The following is an 18,483-nucleotide window of genomic DNA, read 5'->3' as shown; positions in this document are numbered from 1 at the left end:
AAATATTCAAGCATTAAAAGCTCTATCTCTATTAAGATGGGGCTTTTAGTGTTTTTGATATTAGAAAAATTAATGCTATGGTTTAGAATCTGATCCTAGAACTCTTTGTACATGTCCCCAAAAACTCATTAAAGAGCCCGAAGATTTTTCTGAAAATGTTGACAGTAATAATAAATTATCTACAAATTGCATTGAAAATTTATCGTCTGGCCTATAAAATGCCATATTCCAATTCGTAAAATATCTTTTGTATACATCATTTTCCCAAAGTAAGTTTACAGTATGATGTCTTTCATCACTTTTAATTTTTTTAAAAACATGAAGTACATCCTTTTTTTCGCCTTCCAGAATTTGTACAAAACAATTATTGTGATAAACCAAACAACCAGAAATATGTCTTTCTGAATTTGTCGCAACAGCCTCTTCTAAAATATTTTCTAAATGTTCGAGGGTAAGTCCAGCTTTTGATATAGAATGGTAATTTAATTGATACATAGATACTATTTAAATACTATAACGCTAAATAACGTTTTTAAAGATTAGTAAATTTTCAAGAGTTTACAAGTAGGGGTTATACTTGTGTTAAAACGACATTAGATTCGCATTTATCAACGCTCATACCATAGGATACGTATCGCTATTTCGTAAATTTTAAAAATATTCTAGCGTACTTATAACTGTGATAATGCTTAAAATCTAAATTCTAAGAGATAAATATAAGAAAAACACTATAAAAATAAAGACTAATTTGGCAAGAGAACATGACTATAACTATCAAAACGAAGTTTGACTTCCCAGCATATTTTTAAACTAAGGACTAATTACAATTTAAAATTAAAATAGATTAAGAAAACAGCACCTGATACAACAAGCCTATTTCAATGTTTTATTTAACATACATAACACCCCTATCTCTTCCCTTGAAAGGTTTTCGTTTTGTTTTAGAAGTCTTGATATTTCTTTTTGAAAATAGTTGATGGTTTTACCATCTATATATTCATCAATCACACGCGGATCTATGTAAGAACTACGTGCAACCGATGGCGTATTCCCTAACATTTCACTCACTTTAATCACAGCTTCACGAATATTCTTATCGAGCATTTTTTGATCTTGTGCTTCTGCATATCCAATCTCGTCTAATGCTATGGCAGCAATAACAGTACCAGCCCAAGTTCTAAAATCTTTGGCCGAAAATTCTTCTCCCATAACCTCCCTAATGTAGGCGTTAAGATGGTCACTTTTAACATCCTGTTTTTGTCCGTCTTCATCTATAAATTTAAAAATTTCATAACCTGGCAAATCATCTATTTCCTGTACGACTTTCGCTAATTTTTTATCAACTATATGGCGTTCTTGTGCCTTGCCTGATTTTCCTATATAACTAAATATAAGTTCATCGCTTTCAATTTGTAAATGTTTACTTCTCATGGTCGTTAATCCATAACTATGGTTTTCTTTAGAATACCGATCACTCCCTGGTCTAAAATAAGCAGCCTCTAATAAACGTACCATACAAGCGAGCACTTTTTCTTTAGTCAGTTTACGTTTCCTAAGATGTTGCCCTGTAACCCGTCGCATATGCTCCAGCTGATCTGCAAACTTCAAAATACGATCAAACTTCTCCTGATCTTGTTGTGCTCTATATTTCGGATTGTAGATGTACTGTTTTCGATGTTTTTCATCACGACCAGTCGCTAGAATTTTAGCGTTTTTTTTCGAATCAATCTCTACCTCTGTCCAAGCAGGCGGAATAACCAAGGATTTAAACCATGATTTTATTGTTTTATCTTTTATCGTTATGTTCGAATCATCGACATAACGAAAGCCCTTGCCATGTTTTTTTCTGTAGTACATGTTATTTCAATTAACGATCATAAAATAACTGATTTTTAGCGGCATGGATTACCTCTAAAGACACAAAATTTATCTGTGATAGAAATAGTTTTCAGGCCCACGAATTTTAATTATGAAGATCTATAATTGCAACTCGCTACCAAAAAACTCAAAACCTAACGGCACATTTGCGGGGATAAAAATATCTCAGAAAATTACTTTTGAATTTCAAAAAAAATTAATACATTCGCCAGACCTAAACATATGCAAAATATAGCATATGAATTTAACTTACACTAATGGAAGAACAAGTAAAGGTATTTAAAGCGTTGTCTGATATAAATAGATTGAAAATTATTTGGCTACTGACCAATATTGACGAAAAAATCTGTGTCTCTGAAATTGTAGAAGTTCTAGATGAATATCAGTACAATGTATCTCGCTATTTAAAAGCATTAAAAAAAGCAAAATTAATTGAAGAAGTGAAGGAAGGAAAATGGGTCTTCTATTATTTAAATCCTGAAAAAACTGAGTTTAGACAGTGTATTGAAGCGGCGATAAAAGCAATTCCTGAAATACAAATGAACGCAGAAATAAAGAAATGTAAACTACTATTGTCGGAACGCGATAATAAGACCAATATTCCGACTCATAAATAGCAAAAAAAGAAAATAATTATATAACCCTATTTTTTTACCATTTCATATGCCAAAATTAGCATATGTTAACTTAATTATATTTAAAATCATGAATGAAAAAGTAAATTTAGCATTAGAAGAATTTCTACATGTAGGTGTAGTTTTAGTCTTAATCATTGCCCTTGTATCTATTATCACGGGGTTAATTCGAGCCTTTATTCCTCAAGAAAAACTACAAAAACGTTTGGCTAAAACCGGAAAATATAGTGGATTAATGGGTGCATTATTAGGCGTTCCCACTCCATTTTGTAGTGCATCGATGGTTCCTGTATCAATGGGTATGATAGAAATGGGAGCGCCTTTCTCTATGGTATTTTCGTTCTTACTCTCTGCCCCACTTGCAAATTTTGTTGTTGTAGGTTTTATTTTTGGTGTTTTTGGATGGAAAGTAGCTCTTGTTTATTTCTTAGTCGTCTTTATTGGAGCTGTTTTATTTGGCACACTTGCTGGAAAAACATCCTTAAAGAATGAAGTAAAGCGCATGTATATTAGTCCCAAAAAATCTAATGACACTTGTGGAGCAAACCAACCCGCAAGTTGTAATACCTCAACAAAAACCCCGGTCGTTTCCTGTAATAGTAATCCCTGTTCTGATGCTGAATCTCAAAGTCAACAAAAAGGTGTTCACAGAACCTCAAAAGATAAATTGAACGAAGCTTTAAATTTTGGATGGGCATTGTTTAAACGTATTTTTCCGTATGTCGTATTGGGAGCCGTAATCAGTGCTATTTCTGCAGTTTTTGTACCTGATGCTTGGGTCCAGAAATACTTAGGTAATGATAGTCCGTTGGCTATTCCTATTGCTGCGACGGTTGGAATACCATTATATCTACGTATAGAAATGGCTATTCCCATTTTACAAGCATTAATTCTTAAGGGTATGAGTATGGGAGCTGCAATAGCCTTAATTATTGGAGGTACCGGAGCTAGTTTACCCGAAATTGCTATTATTTCCTCCATGCTAAAACCAAAAGCAATAATAGCATTCATATTATCTGTGTTAACAATGGCCATTGTTGGTGGTTATATTTTCTATTTTTTCTTCTAAAACTACACTCATGAAATCTCTTACAAATCTATTTAAGTCTGCTGTTCAAGCCTGTCCCTACACGCATGTTGGAAAAACATGTATTTCTGCTATGAAAGGGGAATATAAACCAGTGAAAAATTCAACGAACAAAATACTTGCATATAAATCCCGCATGAGAACGGGACGGAATATTTCATTAGTAGGTGTATTTTGTCCCTTTCTTTGGTATGCTATAATATCGGGAGCGAGTACTAATTTTATATTATTGAACGCCATGCATTCGGGAATCATTGTCGCCATTGGGCTATTAATTATTGCGATTAATTATTTCTACTTAATATATAGCACGGGGAAGCAATAATACTTCAGCAGTCTTCATTTCATACAGATTAAGCATTAGGAGTAAACATTTAATTTGCTCCTAGCTTTCCCTATCTATAGGTATTTCTAAAACCTCATCTTTAGTCGTCACAAAAACACTTTCGTTAGTCGTTGGTTTAACGATATAATTACCTGTAAAATTTCCAAATGCAGGAAAAATCATTTGATGTTCTCTTTTATAAAAACAACTTAATTTTAAACGTTGCTTCCCCAAACCTCGCAATTGTACCCCAGGATGAATATGTCCTGAAAAGTTATAATAGCCTTTGCGTTCTTCCGGATGATGTGTCAAAAGAAAATCATCTATTTTCCATTCCTGTATGACGGTTACATTTAATTTGTTATAAAATTCAGTAGCAATAATATCATGATTTCCAGAAACCAATACCACCTTACAATTCAAATTATAAATCCAATCTTGAAACAATAACCATTCGGTATTGATATGACTGTGGAATAAATCTCCTAAAAAACAAACGATCTTAGTTTCAAAATAATCCACAACTTTATTCAAACGATCGAAATTCTGATACATTGAAGATTGCGGTACAGCACTCCCATGTTTTCTAAAATGCATAATCTTACCTAAATGCACATCTGCAATTAATAATATACCCTTTTCCTCCCAAAAAGCCGCTCCCGAAGGATGCAAAATAAAAGGTTGATTATTACAATTTATCTGAAGTGTTTTCATTGTTGAATTAAAAAAATTGAAATTATGATTTTTCTAGTTGAAGCGTCATACGTTTAATTCTATCAGCCAGTTTTTCTGAAGATAATTTGGCACGCAACCGGTCTGTAATTATAGGGAAAGAAAACGGCGTTGGTTTTAAACATGATTTCCATACTATAGTTTGATTATTTATACGCATTAATGCCAATTGCAACCTACCTTCTTCCAATTGATGCTCGAAAGTTTCGCTAAATGCTTGCTGAAACAAAAGGTTGTCCGGTTCGTAATCTTCGAAAACGCCAAATAATAACTGAGAGCTCGCTTGTAAATGTTTACTCTTAACCATTTTACTAGGAAAACCTGTAAACACCAAGCCTGAAATAATTGCAATATCTCGAAACGCGCGCTTAGCCATTTCAGTGGCATTAATACTTTTTTCTAAATCACTTCTTAAATATGCCGAAGTAAATAAATCGTTATCCAAAAGTGCTTGTATATCTATGGGTTGATCTGATAGTAGTTCGAATCCATAATCGTTAAATGCAATAGTAAAGGTTATCGCAGACAATAAACTCATACGATACGCCATTAAACTACCCATTGCTTCGTGAACGGCGTGGCCTTCAAACGGATAAAACACGGCGTGATAGCCTTCACGAGTTTTAAACGTTTCAATTAAAAACTGATTTGCATTGGGTACAATACTTTCGCGTTGTTGTCTTATAAAAACAGGCTCTAGCGCTTTTAATTCTCTAGTTTTTATAGCCGTTTCCGAATTGACGCTGTAGAGTTCTTCACGGAGTAGATTACTCATTTCTGATGAAAAACTCATGCGTCCACCCATCCAATTCGGGATTTTAGAGTTTTTCTGTTTCGATTTTTTGACTAAAACCTGCATGTTTCTAATTTTAAACAACTCTAATTGCCTTCCTGCAAAAGTAAACGCATCACCGGGTCTTAATTTTGAAATAAATCCTTCTTCTATAGAACCAATATACCCGCCTTTTAAAAACTTGACATTTAAAACCGTGTCGCTAACAATCGTACCAATTTGTAACCGATGGCGCATGGCCACAGCCCTACTATTCACCTTAAATCTACCATCAGCCTCAATTTCGACACGCTTATATTCGTCGTAAGCTTGTAAACTTTGACCACCAAGAGTAATAAAATTTAAAATCCATTGAAATTGTTCTGTTGTTATGGTTTGAAAACAAAAAGTGCTTTTAATTTCAGGAAAAATAACATCGGGATAAAATCCATTCGATACTGCTAAGGTTACTAAATATTGAACGAGCACATCGAAACTATTTATATAAGGCACGCGATCTTCGACAACATGATTGGCCACCGCTTTTATTAAAGCAGAAGCTTCAATTAATTCTAAAGCATGCGTTGGCAAAAAATAAATAACACTCGTCTTTCCTGGCTGATGCCCACTTCTACCAGCGCGCTGAATGAAACGTGCTACACCTTTCGGACCGCCGATTTGAATAATTGTGTCTACGGGTGCAAAATCTACACCTAAATCAAGACTCGATGTACAAACTACAACTTTAAGGTTACCGTCTCTAATAGCCTGCTCTACCCAGAGTCGCGTGTCTCTACTTATACTTCCATGGTGCATGGCGATATCTCCTGCAAATTCTGGATGTTTTTCTAATATTTTTTGAAACCATATTTCACATTGCGCTCTCGTGTTTGTAAAAATCAAAGTCGACTTACTCTCTTGTAATATTGGAATAACAGCTTCTAACAAGTGTAACCCTAAATGACCACGCCATGGAAATTTATCCATTTTTTCAGGAATAATAGATAAGACATTAATAGTCTTTTTAATGTTGGCTTTAATTAAAACGGAATGCGAGATGGTTTCTGGTTGCATGCCTAACAAAATCTCTCGCGCCTGATCTAAATTCCCTATGGTTGCCGAAATACCCCAAGTTCGCATGGTAGGCGTTATTGTCCTTAATCGCGACAATGCCAAAGTCATTTGCACGCCACGTTTATTACCTACCAATTCGTGCCACTCATCAACAACAACACCTATTAACCCTTTAAAAATCGTATCGTAGCCTTTTGTCGCTAACAGTAATTGTAAACTTTCTGGAGTGGTAATTAATAAACTCGGCATATTTTTTTTCTGTGCAGCACGTTCTTTTGTACTCGTATCTCCAGATCTAATCCCAACGGTTAATGGGATGCCTAACTCATTTATAAATCGCTCGGCTGACTGTTTAATTTCTACAGAAAGTGCTCTCAACGGCGTAACCCAAATGGCTAGAAGTCCCTTTTGCGGCTTCGACTTATAATTTGGATTTTTTTTAATATATTCTAACACTATGGGTACCCAAAGCGCATAGGTTTTTCCGCTACCGGTTGGCGCGTTTAAAAGGCCATTTTTACCTTGCAGAAAAGCAGTCCAGGTTTGCTTTTGAAACGGAAACGGTTCCCATCCTTGTTGCTTAAACCAATCTTGCGCGAGTTGTTCTAATGCGTTTCTATTCATAACTCAACTAATCATTAATGCTTTTAAATCTTCCAATTTATTAGCATCCTCTATTTTTTTATCGTGTCGCCATCTTAAAATTCTAGGAAAACGTGTTGCATATCCGCTTTTGTGTCTGCTTGAATTTGCAATGCCCTCGAAAGCAATTTCGAAAACCAGTTCTGGAGTAACGCTACGTACAGGACCAAAACGTTCTAAAGTATTTTTTTTAATCCAAGCATCTACTTTTCTAAATTCGGCATCTGTGAGCCCTGAATAGGCTTTTGCAAAAGTGACTAGCTGATTATCTGCATTCCATAAACCAAAAGTATAGTCTGTAAATAAATTAGAACGTCTTCCATGACCACGCATAGCATACGTTAAAACAGCATCTATCGTTAATGGATCTGTTTTCCATTTCCACCAACCTCCTTTTTTTCTACCCACTTGATATTTAGAATCTTTACGTTTTATCATGAGGCCTTCGCTTCTCATCTCTCTGGCACGTGCTCGTTCTTTTGCAACTGCTTCCCACGAAGCACACTCTACGGTTTCTGAGAGGTAAATCGGTAAGTTTTTATCACTTATATCTTGCATCAATTCCTCTAAAACTAGTCGTCTTTTCGAAAAAGGTTGTGCTCTTAAATCTTTCCCTCCCCATTCTAGTATATCATATACTTTTAAAATCACTGGTGTTTTGGCAAGCAGTGCTTTACTTACTGTTTTTCTACCAATTCGTGTTTGCAAATCTTGGAACGTTCCAATTTCGTGATCTGGAAACGGTAATATTTCACCATCTAAAACAGTTCCGTTGGGGATTTCATCTTTAAACACATGAAACTCCGGATATTTATCTGTCACCAATTCCTCACCTCTACTCCATACAAATAATTCGTTTTCGCGAACAATAGTTTGAGACCGAATCCCATCCCATTTATGTTCGAAACTCCAATTGGCGATGTCTCCTAAATCTGAAACATCACCTTCAACGCCATATGCTAAAAAAAAAGGATAGGGTTTAGAAATAAAATCTGAAGCTTTTTCTTTTAGGACTAAATCTTCAAATGAAATCGAACTCGGGTCCCATTTCCCCATTAATTTATAGGCTAAAACATCTTCATCTATCTCTGTTGCTATAGACAAGGCACGCGTCATTAATTTCTGACTCACACCTATTCGGAAACCACCCGTTATTAATTTCGTAAACACAAAACGCTCGTAATAATTAAGACTATTCCAGTACTTGGTGACATAGCGTTTTTTAAAATCATCATCTTGTTTTTTAAGCGCTATCATGTCTTCTAAGAATGCCGATAATGTCTTTTCTGTACGTTCTGAAGTTGTGGGTACGACTAAGGCAATCGTTTCGGCTAAATCACCAACGATATGATACGATTCTTCAAACAACCATAAGGGAATATTGGCAAGTTCTGAGGCCCAAGTTCTAAGCAAGGTCGTATTTACCGGTCTTGGAGGTCTCCGGTGCGATAATATGGCAATAGTCCACACCCGATCTTCGTCACTTGCGTTTATAAAGTATTCTGAAAGTGCTTTTACTTTTAACGTCGTTTTCGTAGTGCTATCTAAAGTTCTAATGAGTTCTGCAAAATTGTTCATACTTCTGCCTCGCTTTCTATTTTAGTATCATATTCGTTTAATTCGCCATCAAACTGTGTATGTTCTGTTCTCGCATCCAAACCAATTGTTCGTAAATATTTTGAAAAAATGTCTGTATACCCGTGTGTACATATTACTTTTTCTGCGCCAGTTGCTTCTACAGCTGTTAAAAGTTCCTGCCAATCGCAATGGTCGGACATTACAAAACCACGATCTACTGCTCGACGCCGTCTTGCGCCTCTAAAGGCCATCCAACCACTTGCTGAAGCTGTTACATAAGGCACCATTTTTCTAATCCACGTAGAACCATGAGCGCTTGGTGGTGCCAAAACAATATTTCCTAATAAGTCTTGTTTGTTTGTATCTTTCGTGATACGAGTTGTCTCAGGAAAATCGACCATAGGCCGTATCACTTCCGTCATATTTTCTATGGCGCCGTGTGTATATATTTTTCCAATATCTGTATCTAGATATTTTAATAACCGTTGTGCTTTACCTAAGGAGTACCCAAATAATATAGAGGTTTGCTTCGCGTCTTTATTTGCCGCCCACCAAGTATTGATATCCTTAAAAACCTCTGCTTGTGGTGTCCATTTAAAAGCAGGCAAACCAAAAGTACATTCCGTAATAAAAGCATGGCATCTAACGGGTTCGAAAGGCACTGAAACACCATCGTTTTCCAGTTTATAATCTCCAGAAAATACCCAAATTTCTCCGCGATGCTCCACACGAATTTGAGAACTCCCTATAATATGCCCAGCAGGATGCAACGAGAATTTTACATTGTTAATTACAAAGGATTCATTGTAATTAACACCGCTAACAGTAATATCTCCTAACCTATGTTTAATGATTGGGACATTGGTATGATGCGTAATGTATTTTTTATGACCGTAGCGACTATGATCTGCATGTCCATGAGAAATTATGGCACAATTTACCGGTTTCCAAGGATCTAAATAAACATCTGCGATCTCACAATAAATGCCGTTATCATTAAAAACTAATAAAGGTGTCTCCATACCGCTCTTTATTTTAAATATAAGACTATCTAAATGAAATTATAAGCGGTAAATTCTAAAGCGCTAATGTTTATATCGTTTGAGTTCGTTTTTATTCAAATTCTTGGATTAACCAATGATATTTAATTTTATTACGGTTTTATTTTTCCGAAGTCCATAACATCGGGTTGATTTCCTGATATAGCGCTCACTCCCATTTTTACCAAAGTGACCAACTTATTACTATTTGGATCCCAGTAATAGGCTTCTGATGGCGTAATACCTATAGCCGTGATATTTGGATCCTCTTGTCCTTCAAACCAAGTATCGTCTGCTTTGCCGTATAAGGCCTCAATTATTAATGTATCTGTAGTAATTTGTGCTTGACCATACACATTTAAAAACTGCATAGCGCTTTTATCTGCATACACTAAATGCACGTTTGGATCTTTTAATATATTCTGATTGTGAGTACTATTTTTGTTACTTAAAAACCAAATTATCCCGTTTTCATCGACTTTTTTTGTACTCATCGGGATCATATGTAATGGCATTTTTTTGAGATTTGTCGCCATCATAGTAAAGTCGATAGCTTCAGCCATATCCCTAATTTTCTGTTTTGCTTCGTCGTTATATAGATTTTCATTACTCATAATGATGTGTGTTTTTTAGTGTTCATATTATATTGAAACACACAAGAGTAGTAAACAATTTAATTATCGGATGATGCTATCCATTCAAATCATAACTCATAAAAAAATGCTACTTTACGGGGATTCTTAAGTGCAATTTTGTTCATTATACGCTTCATTAAAAAAGGAGCATTTGCAACACTCTATAAAAAGTTTGTAGGTTAGGCTTAGTAAATACCATGATTGTTTCTGTTCTTTTACTATAGATTAGATCAGTAATAATTGGCAAACATATGTATTAGAGTATCCTTTAAAAGATGAATACCTGATATATTGCAACCATATGTGTATATAAAAGTTAAGAATTTATAAAATAGACATCCAAATCGGACAAAGCGGCTCTTATTATTCTGCAGCTACGGTGGGACGATCTCCCTGCTCTTCTTTTCCGTTTTCAATCATCTCTTCTACCTCTTCTTCTTCTTCGGCATCAAGTGTTTCAACCTGCTCTTCTAAAACGTTTTCTTCTTTATTAATATAAAAATTACAGAACAATGGCAAATGGTCGCTACCAATATTATGTAATGTTTTAAAATCTTGAATAAAAATATGAGGGGAATGGAAACACAGATCAATAGGAAATCGAAGTAATCTATATTTCGCATGAAACGTAGACACGAAGCCGCGACCAATTCGAGGATCTATTAATTTTGATGTTTTTCTAAACAGAATAGATGATTTTGCCCAAGCCACATTATTAAAATCGCCAAGAACAATTACAGGTCCGTCTATTTCTAAAATTCTTTTGCCCAACGTAAGTAATTCTCCATCACGTTCTTTAGAGGTATCTTCTTCGGTTGGACTAGGCGGAGGTGGATGCACACCAAAAAAAGTAAATGGCAGACCATTATCCATACGTAAACACGCTTCAATACTTGGCAAATCGTCTGAAATAAAATGATGCACTTTTAGAGATTCTACATCTAAACTGGTATAAAAATGAATACCGTAGGTGTTTTCTAAAGCAACTTTTTTAAAGTTAGGATAGTTAACTTCAATTACCGACAAGGCATCTTCCCAAGCCTGATTAGATTCCATCGTTAATAAAATATCTGGTTTAACCTCGAGCACTAGCTTTATTAATTTATCATACTGCTCGTTAAACTGATACACATTCACCGATATAATAGATATTAATTGAGAATGTTTGGCCAAGCTCTTCTTATTCTTTTTTGAATACAGTGATGTGTATGGAAACAAGACCACGAGATTGTGAATTAAAACTGCTGCCAAAACGCCTATGGTCACCCAAAACAGTGTGCTTTTACTATCTATAAAGGCAAGTCCTAGAGTAAGGGTGAAAAGCTGAAATATCATCAGCTGAATCCTTCCGAATTCCCACACCCGAAACATCCAGTGCTGATGCGGTAAAAGTGGCAATACTGATACACTTATAAATAGTGCAGATATAATATAAAAGGTCGTTAACATGACGTTTGGGTTGGTAATATTTTTATAATTAAAATGTTTATTTTCTTGTAAACGTACTGTATTTATAGTCTGCTTTAAACTTTAAAGTCAACTCTAAGCAACGAAATTAATAAATACAATCGAAACTGCATTCAAAAGGAAAGCGTAAAAATAGCTATCATCAATAAAAATAATAAAACCTTATCATTACTCTTTTCAAATTACACTTTTAATAACCCTTTTTTTTAAATCTAAAAAAGATCCAACCTCGTTTTAGCGACTCAACTGCTGCAATGCAAATACTAGTATAACGATCTAGATCGTGATTATAGCCTACTCAATTTATGCTTTTTTTTTCATTTTAAAATCCGTTCTAAATATATAGCAGCATCTAGATTGTACAGATTTTCTAATAAAACAACCATTATCGGAATAACATTAGCTCCATTTAAATCACTGCAAATTATAACCTCACACAGGTGCTATCTTTTAAGGTTAAATTAATTCTTGATTGAGGAAACCTATTCCCTCTTTCATTTATAATTTTACCATCTAACTTATGTATAAAGAATCTGTTAAAGCGTTCTGAATACATTAAAATTAAAATGATATGGCAGAAATTAAAATAGAAAAGAAAAGGCCAATCTGGCCATGGATAATTGGTTTACTAGTGGTTATAGGTATTATTTTATTCCTATTTTACGCAATGAGTAAAGACGATAATTATCCTAACGACACGATTACAAATGAGTATTCTAGAACCGATACTATAAATGCTAATCGCAGTGCAATTTATAATACAACACCAACTAACGACACTGTAGAACATTATGCTTCTAGTGCGACCTATTTGGTTAAATTACAGGAAACCTTAAAAGATTCGGCAACCATAGGAACCGATGCTGCACAAACCACTCAGGCTTTAAAAAACTTGGCGTATGCTACAGCTGCAAAAGCAGAAGAATCTAATGTATATGATACAGCTGCATTAAAAAATCTAGAATCACAATTAGAACAACATACTATGACAAGTGATACACCATTAGATTTAAAAACCATGAGTGCAGACATTACAGCTGTTATAGCAGATATACAAACGAGTCGTGCACCAAACTTAAATACAGAGGTTTCAACCTTGAAACAAACGTCTGAAAAACTAAGTGCATCTACAGCATGGGCGAAACAACAAAACACGATTCAAGATTATTTAAAACAAGCTCATAATATACTTGTAAATATTAATTCTTAAACAACATATCATGAAAACAAACGAAAAGCACTTATACGATTTAAGCGAATTATCTGACTATAAAATTTCTGAAGGCTATGCCGACATTAGAGGTTGGGAAGTAAAGGACATTGACAACCGCGTGATAGGAAAAGTAGATAATTTGTTAGCGAATAAAGAAACCCAGAGGGTTGTATATATTGATGTTGAAGTCGATCAATCTATTATAGATTCTAGTCACGACCCCTACAATACAAATGGACATACAGAGGTTCGTGAATTTATAAATAAAGATGGGGATAATCATATTATCATTCCAATAGGTTTGCTAGATATAAATTCTGATTTAAAACAGGTTTCTACACAAACGGTTAATCACAGAACGTTTTCTGAAACGAAGCGATTTCGTAAAGGAGACATTGTAAACCGTGAATATGAAGTTCAAGTTCTAAATTCGTACACCCGAAATATGGCACAAAACCGTCTGGACGATACTATGGAACAAGAACGCAGAGATGCCTTTCAGGTAAACGACATACCGCATGAGGAACGTATTCGAGAAATAGTACGTGAAGAAATAAGAAAATTTCATAATACGAACGATAATTATGTTGCAGAACGTGATACAGTTACGTTTGATTCTGAATCAGAACCCCACAGAGAGAATCCTTATAAAGACGAAAATTTTTACAACAGACATGAGTTTGAAAACGATCCGTTTGAAAACAGAGATTCTAGACGATAATTTAACTTTGAGGATTGTGCTATACCGGCATAATCCTTAATTTTTTTTACTCTAATTAAAAAAATTGCGACTTCATATTAGATTATACATACACAAAATATTAAGAACGCTTTATAAATATGTGTCTAGAGCACATGTAATGGTCTCCGCTTAAAGTTTACAATATGACATCCTATTTTATTATATTATTGATTATTGGATTAACATCGCTACTAGCGAGTTTTTCACCCATGTTGTTAAAACGTATTAAAATTAGTTTCACCATACCGTTTCTAATTTTAGGAGCCTTTCTTTATTATCTAAAAGCACCACTGCCTTGGCCGGACCCGACTTGGGATATAGATCTAACCTTACGCTTTTCGGAGATGGTTGTTATTATAAGTCTTATGGTAGCAGGCTTAAAAATAGGATTAAACTATTCTTGGAAGGAATGGAGAAACCCGTTGCGATTACTCGGGATCACGATGCCTCTTTTTATGGTATTCGTGTTTTTATTTTCGTATTATTTATTAGACTTTTCTGTTGCACTCGCACTATTATTGGCAGCAGTCTTAGCGCCTACAGATCCTGCTTTAGCCTCAGAAATTCAGTTAAACAAAAAACAATCTGGCGAATCTAAGAATTTAGGTGTACAATATAACCTCACTGCAGAGGCAGGTCTTAATGATGGCTTAGCTTTCCCTTTTGTCTATTTGGCGATAATATGGTCTAAAAAAGAACAACTGGACACTGCTGTTTGGTTAGACTGGCTTAGTTTTTATCTGTTTTATAAAATTATAGCAGGGGTGTTAGTAGGTATCCTTATCGGTTATGTATACAGTTATTTTACAACAAAACGCTCTAAAGGACAGCAAGAAAAGATCCATGAAGCTTATGTAGCCTTGTCGCTTACGCTTATTTCGTATGGCCTAGCCGAAATAATTAGTGCTTACGGTTTTTTAAGCGTGTTTTTCACTGGACTATTTGCACATTATCATCAACATATTAATGATAAAAGTAATGACTATAATCCCAATCTGGGATTTATTACCAATATTGAAAAATTTCTAATCATCTTTTGGATGCTCTTTTTTGGAGGCTCGTTAATGGCAGGCATCTTAAATTTCCTGAACTTAAAATTGATACTTTTTTGCTTCTGTTTGGTTTTAATTGCAAGACCCTTACTTGGCTATTTGTCTTTAATACATTCCGGTTTAGGGACAAAGAAAAAGATGGCCATTTCCTTTTTCGGCATTAGAGGTATTGGTTCTGTTTTTTATTTAACCTATGCCATTAAAAATGGTGAATTTGAAAATACAGACCAATTATTTTCAATTGTAGCTCTAGTCATTTTAATTTCGATAGTACTGCATGGTTTAACGGTCAAGACATCCATTGGTATATTAAAAAATAAAAACGAAAACGGATCCTCCAAACAGCTCCCCTAGCACCTTATAAAACAGTTTAAAATTCATCTTTAAAACGAAATTTCTAGCGTCCAAATATTCATTTACGAACCCTCTTTTTATATAATGAATTATTCATTGTACTCTATAATTCTACCCTTTTCCACATACAAAGAACCTTCTATATTCAGAAAATTCCTTTTACACCATAAACCTATACTTTAATATACGGCAACTGCTCCAAAATAACTACTAATAGCAGCCACTTTATCCGCATTGGTAATAAATCCAAATTAAACACTTGGTATCAATTTATGTACTTTTGTCATTTTCAATCCGTTTTGTTTTAGTCTTGCTCGAGAAACGGTTTCTTGTATATTTTATAAATTCGATTTTATGAGAGAATACATATTTTAGAAGACAAAAAAAAGTCTAAAATTTAGTTAAATGTTAAGATTTTTTCAGCACAAAAAACCATAACAGAAAGGCTAGGAAATATTTTTTATAGGCGAAAAGACTTTAAATAAGAATTCGTGTTTGTAAATTATATTTTTAGTTGCGGTTTTGAGTTGGACGTTATTTACAAGTAGATAAAAGATATATAGCACATATGTTACATATATCTTATATTTGAGAGATATAGCACATATGTGCTATATACTTTTGTTGCCTTGCATTTGAAATGAAAATCGAGCAAAATAAAAACATTAGAGAAAGATGGATAGGTTCGCTATTTGAATTGGCGCATATTGAATATCAAAAACGTTTATGGATAGATGCAGAATTTGAAAATGAAATTAGCGATTATAACGAATGTGTCTGTAAATATTTTGATGATTTGAATTTGGAAAATGGATATGCGGAATATATCTCTGACGGAATAATCTCGAAAAACGATGCGGAAATTGTAGCGGAAATGCATACCGAATTTAGAAATTATACTGAACGAACTGAAAAGCGAAATTTATCTGACAAAAAAGTACTGAAAGATATTGAATGGAAAAATTTTACTAAACTTGCTTTAGAAACCTGGAATAAATTAAAAACTGAAACTGAATCAATAGAATTGCGGAATTTGATGTTGGAATCGGAAAAAGATTACGTGAGAAAAAACGCAAGGTAACACCGTGTATAAACTATTGCTGGGTCTGTGCTCATCTGGAAAATTCCTGCGGAATTTTCACGTAGATTTGTACTTGGGATGGTTCGGGCAATCACACGCAACGGTCCATACACAAAACGTTACAGGCAATTAGAAAATCAAGATTCATAAATTACATTCTACATTTGTAGAAATAAAATCTCTATATTAAATACATTGTATTATGAAAAAATTCTTACCTCTATTAATTGTTATGATTGGATTAACTTCTTGTAAAGAAAATACAAAAAAACAAACAGCATCTGATGAAACACTAAATTCTATTGATAATTCTGTAGAATTGACAGAAGAGCAAAAGGATTTAAAAAAGAATGCGATACCCATTCAAAACTTATCCAAACTGAACGACAAGATATACGATGAAATCGCAAATTATGAAATAATAATGATTGGAGAAATGCATGGAACAAATGAGCCTGCTGAATTTGCTTATGGACTATGTGAACTGATTGCTAAACACGAAGGCAGCGTGATAATGGCTATGGAAATTCGTGCTTCACTTATGAATAATTTGTCAGACCAGATGTCAATTTCCGAGTTAAAAGAATTGGATTTCTTTAGTGGAAAAAATTTTGACGGTAGAAATGGTATAGCATGGCTTGATTTAGTATACAAGGGTATTAAAAATGATGGAATTATTTTAAAATTCATTGATAATCCTTACCAATCTTCAACTAGAGACTCATCCATGTACAGGGAAATACGCAACATCCATAATAAACATCCAAACACTAAAATAGTTACTCTAACTGGCAATACACATAATTCTTTTATACCTGTTTATAATAACAAAGAGAGAATCGGAGGATACCTGTTAAAGGATACTGTTAATTTTGATTCTAAAAAAATCATGTCCATTAAGCATGTGTTTAGTGAGGGAAATATGTTAAATAACGACCGTACCGGATTAAAAATGAGAACTATTGAAAGAGAGGATAATATCTATAATACTACCTTATCCCATGATATTTTTTTATATAAGAAACTTCTTGAAGAACAAAATGGATATACACATATCTTATATACTGATAAAGTAAATGCTTCAGAAATAATTAAGAAAGATGATAAGTAATGATAGTATATATCTCTTTTACTGAAAAATGGTCTTGGCAAATTTGACTCTAGAACATGGAATTACAAACAAAAATTCAATAAATCGAAAAAACAACTGGCTACAACACCATGTATAAACCATTGCTGGGGTCTGTGCTCATCTGGAAAATTCCTTCTAAATTTTCAAGTATTTTTGTACTTTTAATGGTTCGTGTGTGAGACACGCAACGGTCCATACACACCAAACGTTGGCAAACATTTAGAAAAACTGCATAAAAAGAAAATGAAGAACTATTTAATTATCATTTCAATCCTGTTTTTCTGTAATCTGAATTACGGACAAGTTGCAGTTATAAAAGACATCGATGGATTTACGAACGTACGAAAACTACCGAGAGGAGATTCTGAAATCATATACAAACTAAAAGATTCTGAAATTTTCAGTTACCAAGAACAGTCAGACGAATTAGATTGGATAAAAGTTTACATTTCAAAAAATAAATACCAATTAGAATGTGACGAAAATGATACTTTTATTGGTTACATTCATAAAAGTCGTTTATGTCCAATTGAGAACTTAACTAAATATAGCGGAACTGAATTTTCGTTTAAGTATAAATTACAAAAATTCAGTCTTGAAAATAATATTTCTGACTTTGACGGAAAATGGCTGACTAAAATTAATGGACGGAGAATTTACGGAACTGACGGAAATATTCCTAATATAGAAGTTGTTGGAATAGAAACCTCAATTAACGGAAAAACAATTGAAATTCCGGAAATGCTTTATGAGGATATTTTTGAATGTAACAATGAATTTGTAATTAATAAAAACAATGACGATTATATTGTTCATCAATGGAATAGCGATGGTGCTGGCGGATATTTAATTGTCTGGGTTTTAGGAAATGAGAAATTAAAACAGCGACTGATATTAATACCGTAAATAAAAACGATTTGCCAACAAAGTACTGTGGTAAAAAACAAGTAAAAACTCATTAATTTTTCACTAAAACACTTCTATAATTATTATCATAGGTTAATCCTGATTTTGCTATGGCAAAAGCCTGTTTTAAGAGCTTAT

17 protein-coding genes are annotated in these 18,483 nt (G+C 33.9%); 9 read left to right on the top strand and 8 right to left on the bottom strand.

Annotation, left to right across the window (positions count from 1 at the left end; all coding sequences use genetic code 11):
• Nucleotides 1-75: 75 nt before the first annotated feature.
• Both R6X41_RS16005 and R6X41_RS16000 read right to left on the bottom strand, forming a co-directional pair.
• Entirely contained in the window at nucleotides 76-495 is a 420-nt protein-coding gene (locus R6X41_RS16005) for a BLUF domain-containing protein (protein ID WP_318501359.1), read from the bottom strand.
• A 378-nt stretch (nucleotides 496-873) separates the two neighbouring features.
• On the bottom strand, nucleotides 874-1,857 hold the full coding sequence (locus R6X41_RS16000; protein WP_318501358.1) for a DNA topoisomerase IB: 984 nt from the start codon (nucleotides 1,855-1,857) through the stop codon (nucleotides 874-876).
• Nucleotides 1,858-2,135: 278 nt separating this feature from the next.
• Here R6X41_RS16000 and R6X41_RS15995 point away from each other — a divergent pair, with 278 nt between their 5' ends.
• The 3 genes from R6X41_RS15995 to R6X41_RS15985 all read left to right on the top strand — a co-directional run bounded on the left by R6X41_RS15995 (nucleotide 2,136) and on the right by R6X41_RS15985 (nucleotide 3,925).
• Complete coding sequence (locus tag R6X41_RS15995) at nucleotides 2,136-2,495, top strand: ArsR/SmtB family transcription factor (protein WP_318501357.1); 360 nt, start codon at nucleotides 2,136-2,138, stop codon at nucleotides 2,493-2,495.
• A gap of 88 nt (nucleotides 2,496-2,583) precedes the next feature.
• Nucleotides 2,584-3,582 (top strand): permease, encoded by a 999-nt coding sequence (locus tag R6X41_RS15990; protein WP_318501356.1) that lies wholly within the window; start codon nucleotides 2,584-2,586, stop codon nucleotides 3,580-3,582.
• 10 nt (nucleotides 3,583-3,592) lie between these two features.
• Nucleotides 3,593-3,925, top strand: a complete 333-nt coding sequence (locus tag R6X41_RS15985) for a hypothetical protein (protein WP_318501355.1) — start codon at nucleotides 3,593-3,595, stop codon at nucleotides 3,923-3,925.
• 60 nt (nucleotides 3,926-3,985) lie between these two features.
• Here the strand turns inward: R6X41_RS15985 and pdeM are convergent, their stop codons facing one another.
• The 6 genes from pdeM to R6X41_RS15955 form a co-directional block, all read right to left on the bottom strand.
• Nucleotides 3,986-4,639: a ligase-associated DNA damage response endonuclease PdeM gene (gene pdeM / locus R6X41_RS15980; protein WP_318501354.1), complete on the bottom strand. Its 654-nt coding sequence runs from the start codon at nucleotides 4,637-4,639 to the stop codon at nucleotides 3,986-3,988.
• A gap of 22 nt (nucleotides 4,640-4,661) precedes the next feature.
• Nucleotides 4,662-7,127, bottom strand: a complete 2,466-nt coding sequence (locus R6X41_RS15975; protein WP_318501353.1) for a ligase-associated DNA damage response DEXH box helicase — start codon at nucleotides 7,125-7,127, stop codon at nucleotides 4,662-4,664.
• 3 nt (nucleotides 7,128-7,130) lie between these two features.
• Nucleotides 7,131-8,723, bottom strand: coding sequence for an ATP-dependent DNA ligase (locus R6X41_RS15970; protein ID WP_318501352.1), 1,593 nt, complete (start codon nucleotides 8,721-8,723; stop codon nucleotides 7,131-7,133).
• On the bottom strand, nucleotides 8,720-9,745 hold the full coding sequence (locus R6X41_RS15965; protein WP_318501351.1) for a ligase-associated DNA damage response exonuclease: 1,026 nt from the start codon (nucleotides 9,743-9,745) through the stop codon (nucleotides 8,720-8,722). The genes R6X41_RS15970 and R6X41_RS15965 overlap by 4 nt, the downstream gene beginning before the upstream one ends.
• A 131-nt stretch (nucleotides 9,746-9,876) precedes the next feature.
• Complete coding sequence (locus tag R6X41_RS15960; RefSeq protein ID WP_318501350.1) at nucleotides 9,877-10,377, bottom strand: pyridoxamine 5'-phosphate oxidase family protein; 501 nt, start codon at nucleotides 10,375-10,377, stop codon at nucleotides 9,877-9,879.
• 384 nt (nucleotides 10,378-10,761) lie between these two features.
• Complete coding sequence (locus tag R6X41_RS15955) at nucleotides 10,762-11,847, bottom strand: endonuclease/exonuclease/phosphatase family protein (protein ID WP_318501349.1); 1,086 nt, start codon at nucleotides 11,845-11,847, stop codon at nucleotides 10,762-10,764.
• Between the two features lie 589 nt (nucleotides 11,848-12,436).
• Here R6X41_RS15955 and R6X41_RS15950 point away from each other — a divergent pair.
• The 6 genes from R6X41_RS15950 to R6X41_RS15925 all read left to right on the top strand — a co-directional run bounded on the left by R6X41_RS15950 (nucleotide 12,437) and on the right by R6X41_RS15925 (nucleotide 18,345).
• Nucleotides 12,437-13,075, top strand: coding sequence for a hypothetical protein (locus tag R6X41_RS15950; protein ID WP_318501348.1), 639 nt, complete (start codon nucleotides 12,437-12,439; stop codon nucleotides 13,073-13,075).
• 10 nt (nucleotides 13,076-13,085) lie between these two features.
• Nucleotides 13,086-13,799, top strand: a complete 714-nt coding sequence (locus R6X41_RS15945) for a PRC-barrel domain-containing protein (RefSeq protein ID WP_318501347.1) — start codon at nucleotides 13,086-13,088, stop codon at nucleotides 13,797-13,799.
• A 164-nt stretch (nucleotides 13,800-13,963) separates the two neighbouring features.
• A complete protein-coding gene (locus R6X41_RS15940) occupies nucleotides 13,964-15,226 on the top strand; it encodes a cation:proton antiporter (protein WP_318501346.1) in 1,263 nt (420 codons plus the stop codon).
• 640 nt (nucleotides 15,227-15,866) lie between these two features.
• Nucleotides 15,867-16,307, top strand: coding sequence for a hypothetical protein (locus R6X41_RS15935; protein ID WP_318501345.1), 441 nt, complete (start codon nucleotides 15,867-15,869; stop codon nucleotides 16,305-16,307).
• 202 nt (nucleotides 16,308-16,509) lie between these two features.
• Nucleotides 16,510-17,418, top strand: coding sequence for a hypothetical protein (locus R6X41_RS15930; protein ID WP_318501344.1), 909 nt, complete (start codon nucleotides 16,510-16,512; stop codon nucleotides 17,416-17,418).
• A gap of 264 nt (nucleotides 17,419-17,682) precedes the next feature.
• Nucleotides 17,683-18,345, top strand: a complete 663-nt coding sequence (locus tag R6X41_RS15925; protein WP_318501343.1) for a hypothetical protein — start codon at nucleotides 17,683-17,685, stop codon at nucleotides 18,343-18,345.
• Nucleotides 18,346-18,483 lie beyond the last annotated feature (138 nt).

Origin of the sequence: Formosa sejongensis, assembly GCF_033447105.1 — a bacterium.
Taxonomy (GTDB): domain Bacteria; phylum Bacteroidota; class Bacteroidia; order Flavobacteriales; family Flavobacteriaceae; genus Formosa.
The sequence above is the reverse complement of the archived record's forward strand: the minus strand, read 5'-3'. Positions and strand labels throughout refer to the sequence as shown.

Coding starts and splice junctions, on each gene's coding strand:
- R6X41_RS15955 (WP_318501349.1), bottom strand. CDS start 11,847: ATGTTAACGACCTTTTATATTATATCTGCACTATTTATAAGTGTATCA.
- R6X41_RS15995 (WP_318501357.1), top strand. CDS start 2,136: ATGGAAGAACAAGTAAAGGTATTTAAAGCGTTGTCTGATATAAATAGA.
- R6X41_RS15985 (WP_318501355.1), top strand. CDS start 3,593: ATGAAATCTCTTACAAATCTATTTAAGTCTGCTGTTCAAGCCTGTCCC.
- pdeM (WP_318501354.1), bottom strand. CDS start 4,639: ATGAAAACACTTCAGATAAATTGTAATAATCAACCTTTTATTTTGCAT.
- R6X41_RS15945 (WP_318501347.1), top strand. CDS start 13,086: ATGAAAACAAACGAAAAGCACTTATACGATTTAAGCGAATTATCTGAC.
- R6X41_RS15990 (WP_318501356.1), top strand. CDS start 2,584: ATGAATGAAAAAGTAAATTTAGCATTAGAAGAATTTCTACATGTAGGT.
- R6X41_RS15975 (WP_318501353.1), bottom strand. CDS start 7,127: ATGAATAGAAACGCATTAGAACAACTCGCGCAAGATTGGTTTAAGCAA.
- R6X41_RS16005 (WP_318501359.1), bottom strand. CDS start 495: ATGTATCAATTAAATTACCATTCTATATCAAAAGCTGGACTTACCCTC.
- R6X41_RS15970 (WP_318501352.1), bottom strand. CDS start 8,723: ATGAACAATTTTGCAGAACTCATTAGAACTTTAGATAGCACTACGAAA.
- R6X41_RS16000 (WP_318501358.1), bottom strand. CDS start 1,857: ATGTACTACAGAAAAAAACATGGCAAGGGCTTTCGTTATGTCGATGAT.
- R6X41_RS15935 (WP_318501345.1), top strand. CDS start 15,867: ATGAAAATCGAGCAAAATAAAAACATTAGAGAAAGATGGATAGGTTCG.
- R6X41_RS15925 (WP_318501343.1), top strand. CDS start 17,683: ATGAAGAACTATTTAATTATCATTTCAATCCTGTTTTTCTGTAATCTG.
- R6X41_RS15960 (WP_318501350.1), bottom strand. CDS start 10,377: ATGAGTAATGAAAATCTATATAACGACGAAGCAAAACAGAAAATTAGG.
- R6X41_RS15930 (WP_318501344.1), top strand. CDS start 16,510: ATGAAAAAATTCTTACCTCTATTAATTGTTATGATTGGATTAACTTCT.
- R6X41_RS15950 (WP_318501348.1), top strand. CDS start 12,437: ATGGCAGAAATTAAAATAGAAAAGAAAAGGCCAATCTGGCCATGGATA.
- R6X41_RS15965 (WP_318501351.1), bottom strand. CDS start 9,745: ATGGAGACACCTTTATTAGTTTTTAATGATAACGGCATTTATTGTGAG.
- R6X41_RS15940 (WP_318501346.1), top strand. CDS start 13,964: ATGACATCCTATTTTATTATATTATTGATTATTGGATTAACATCGCTA.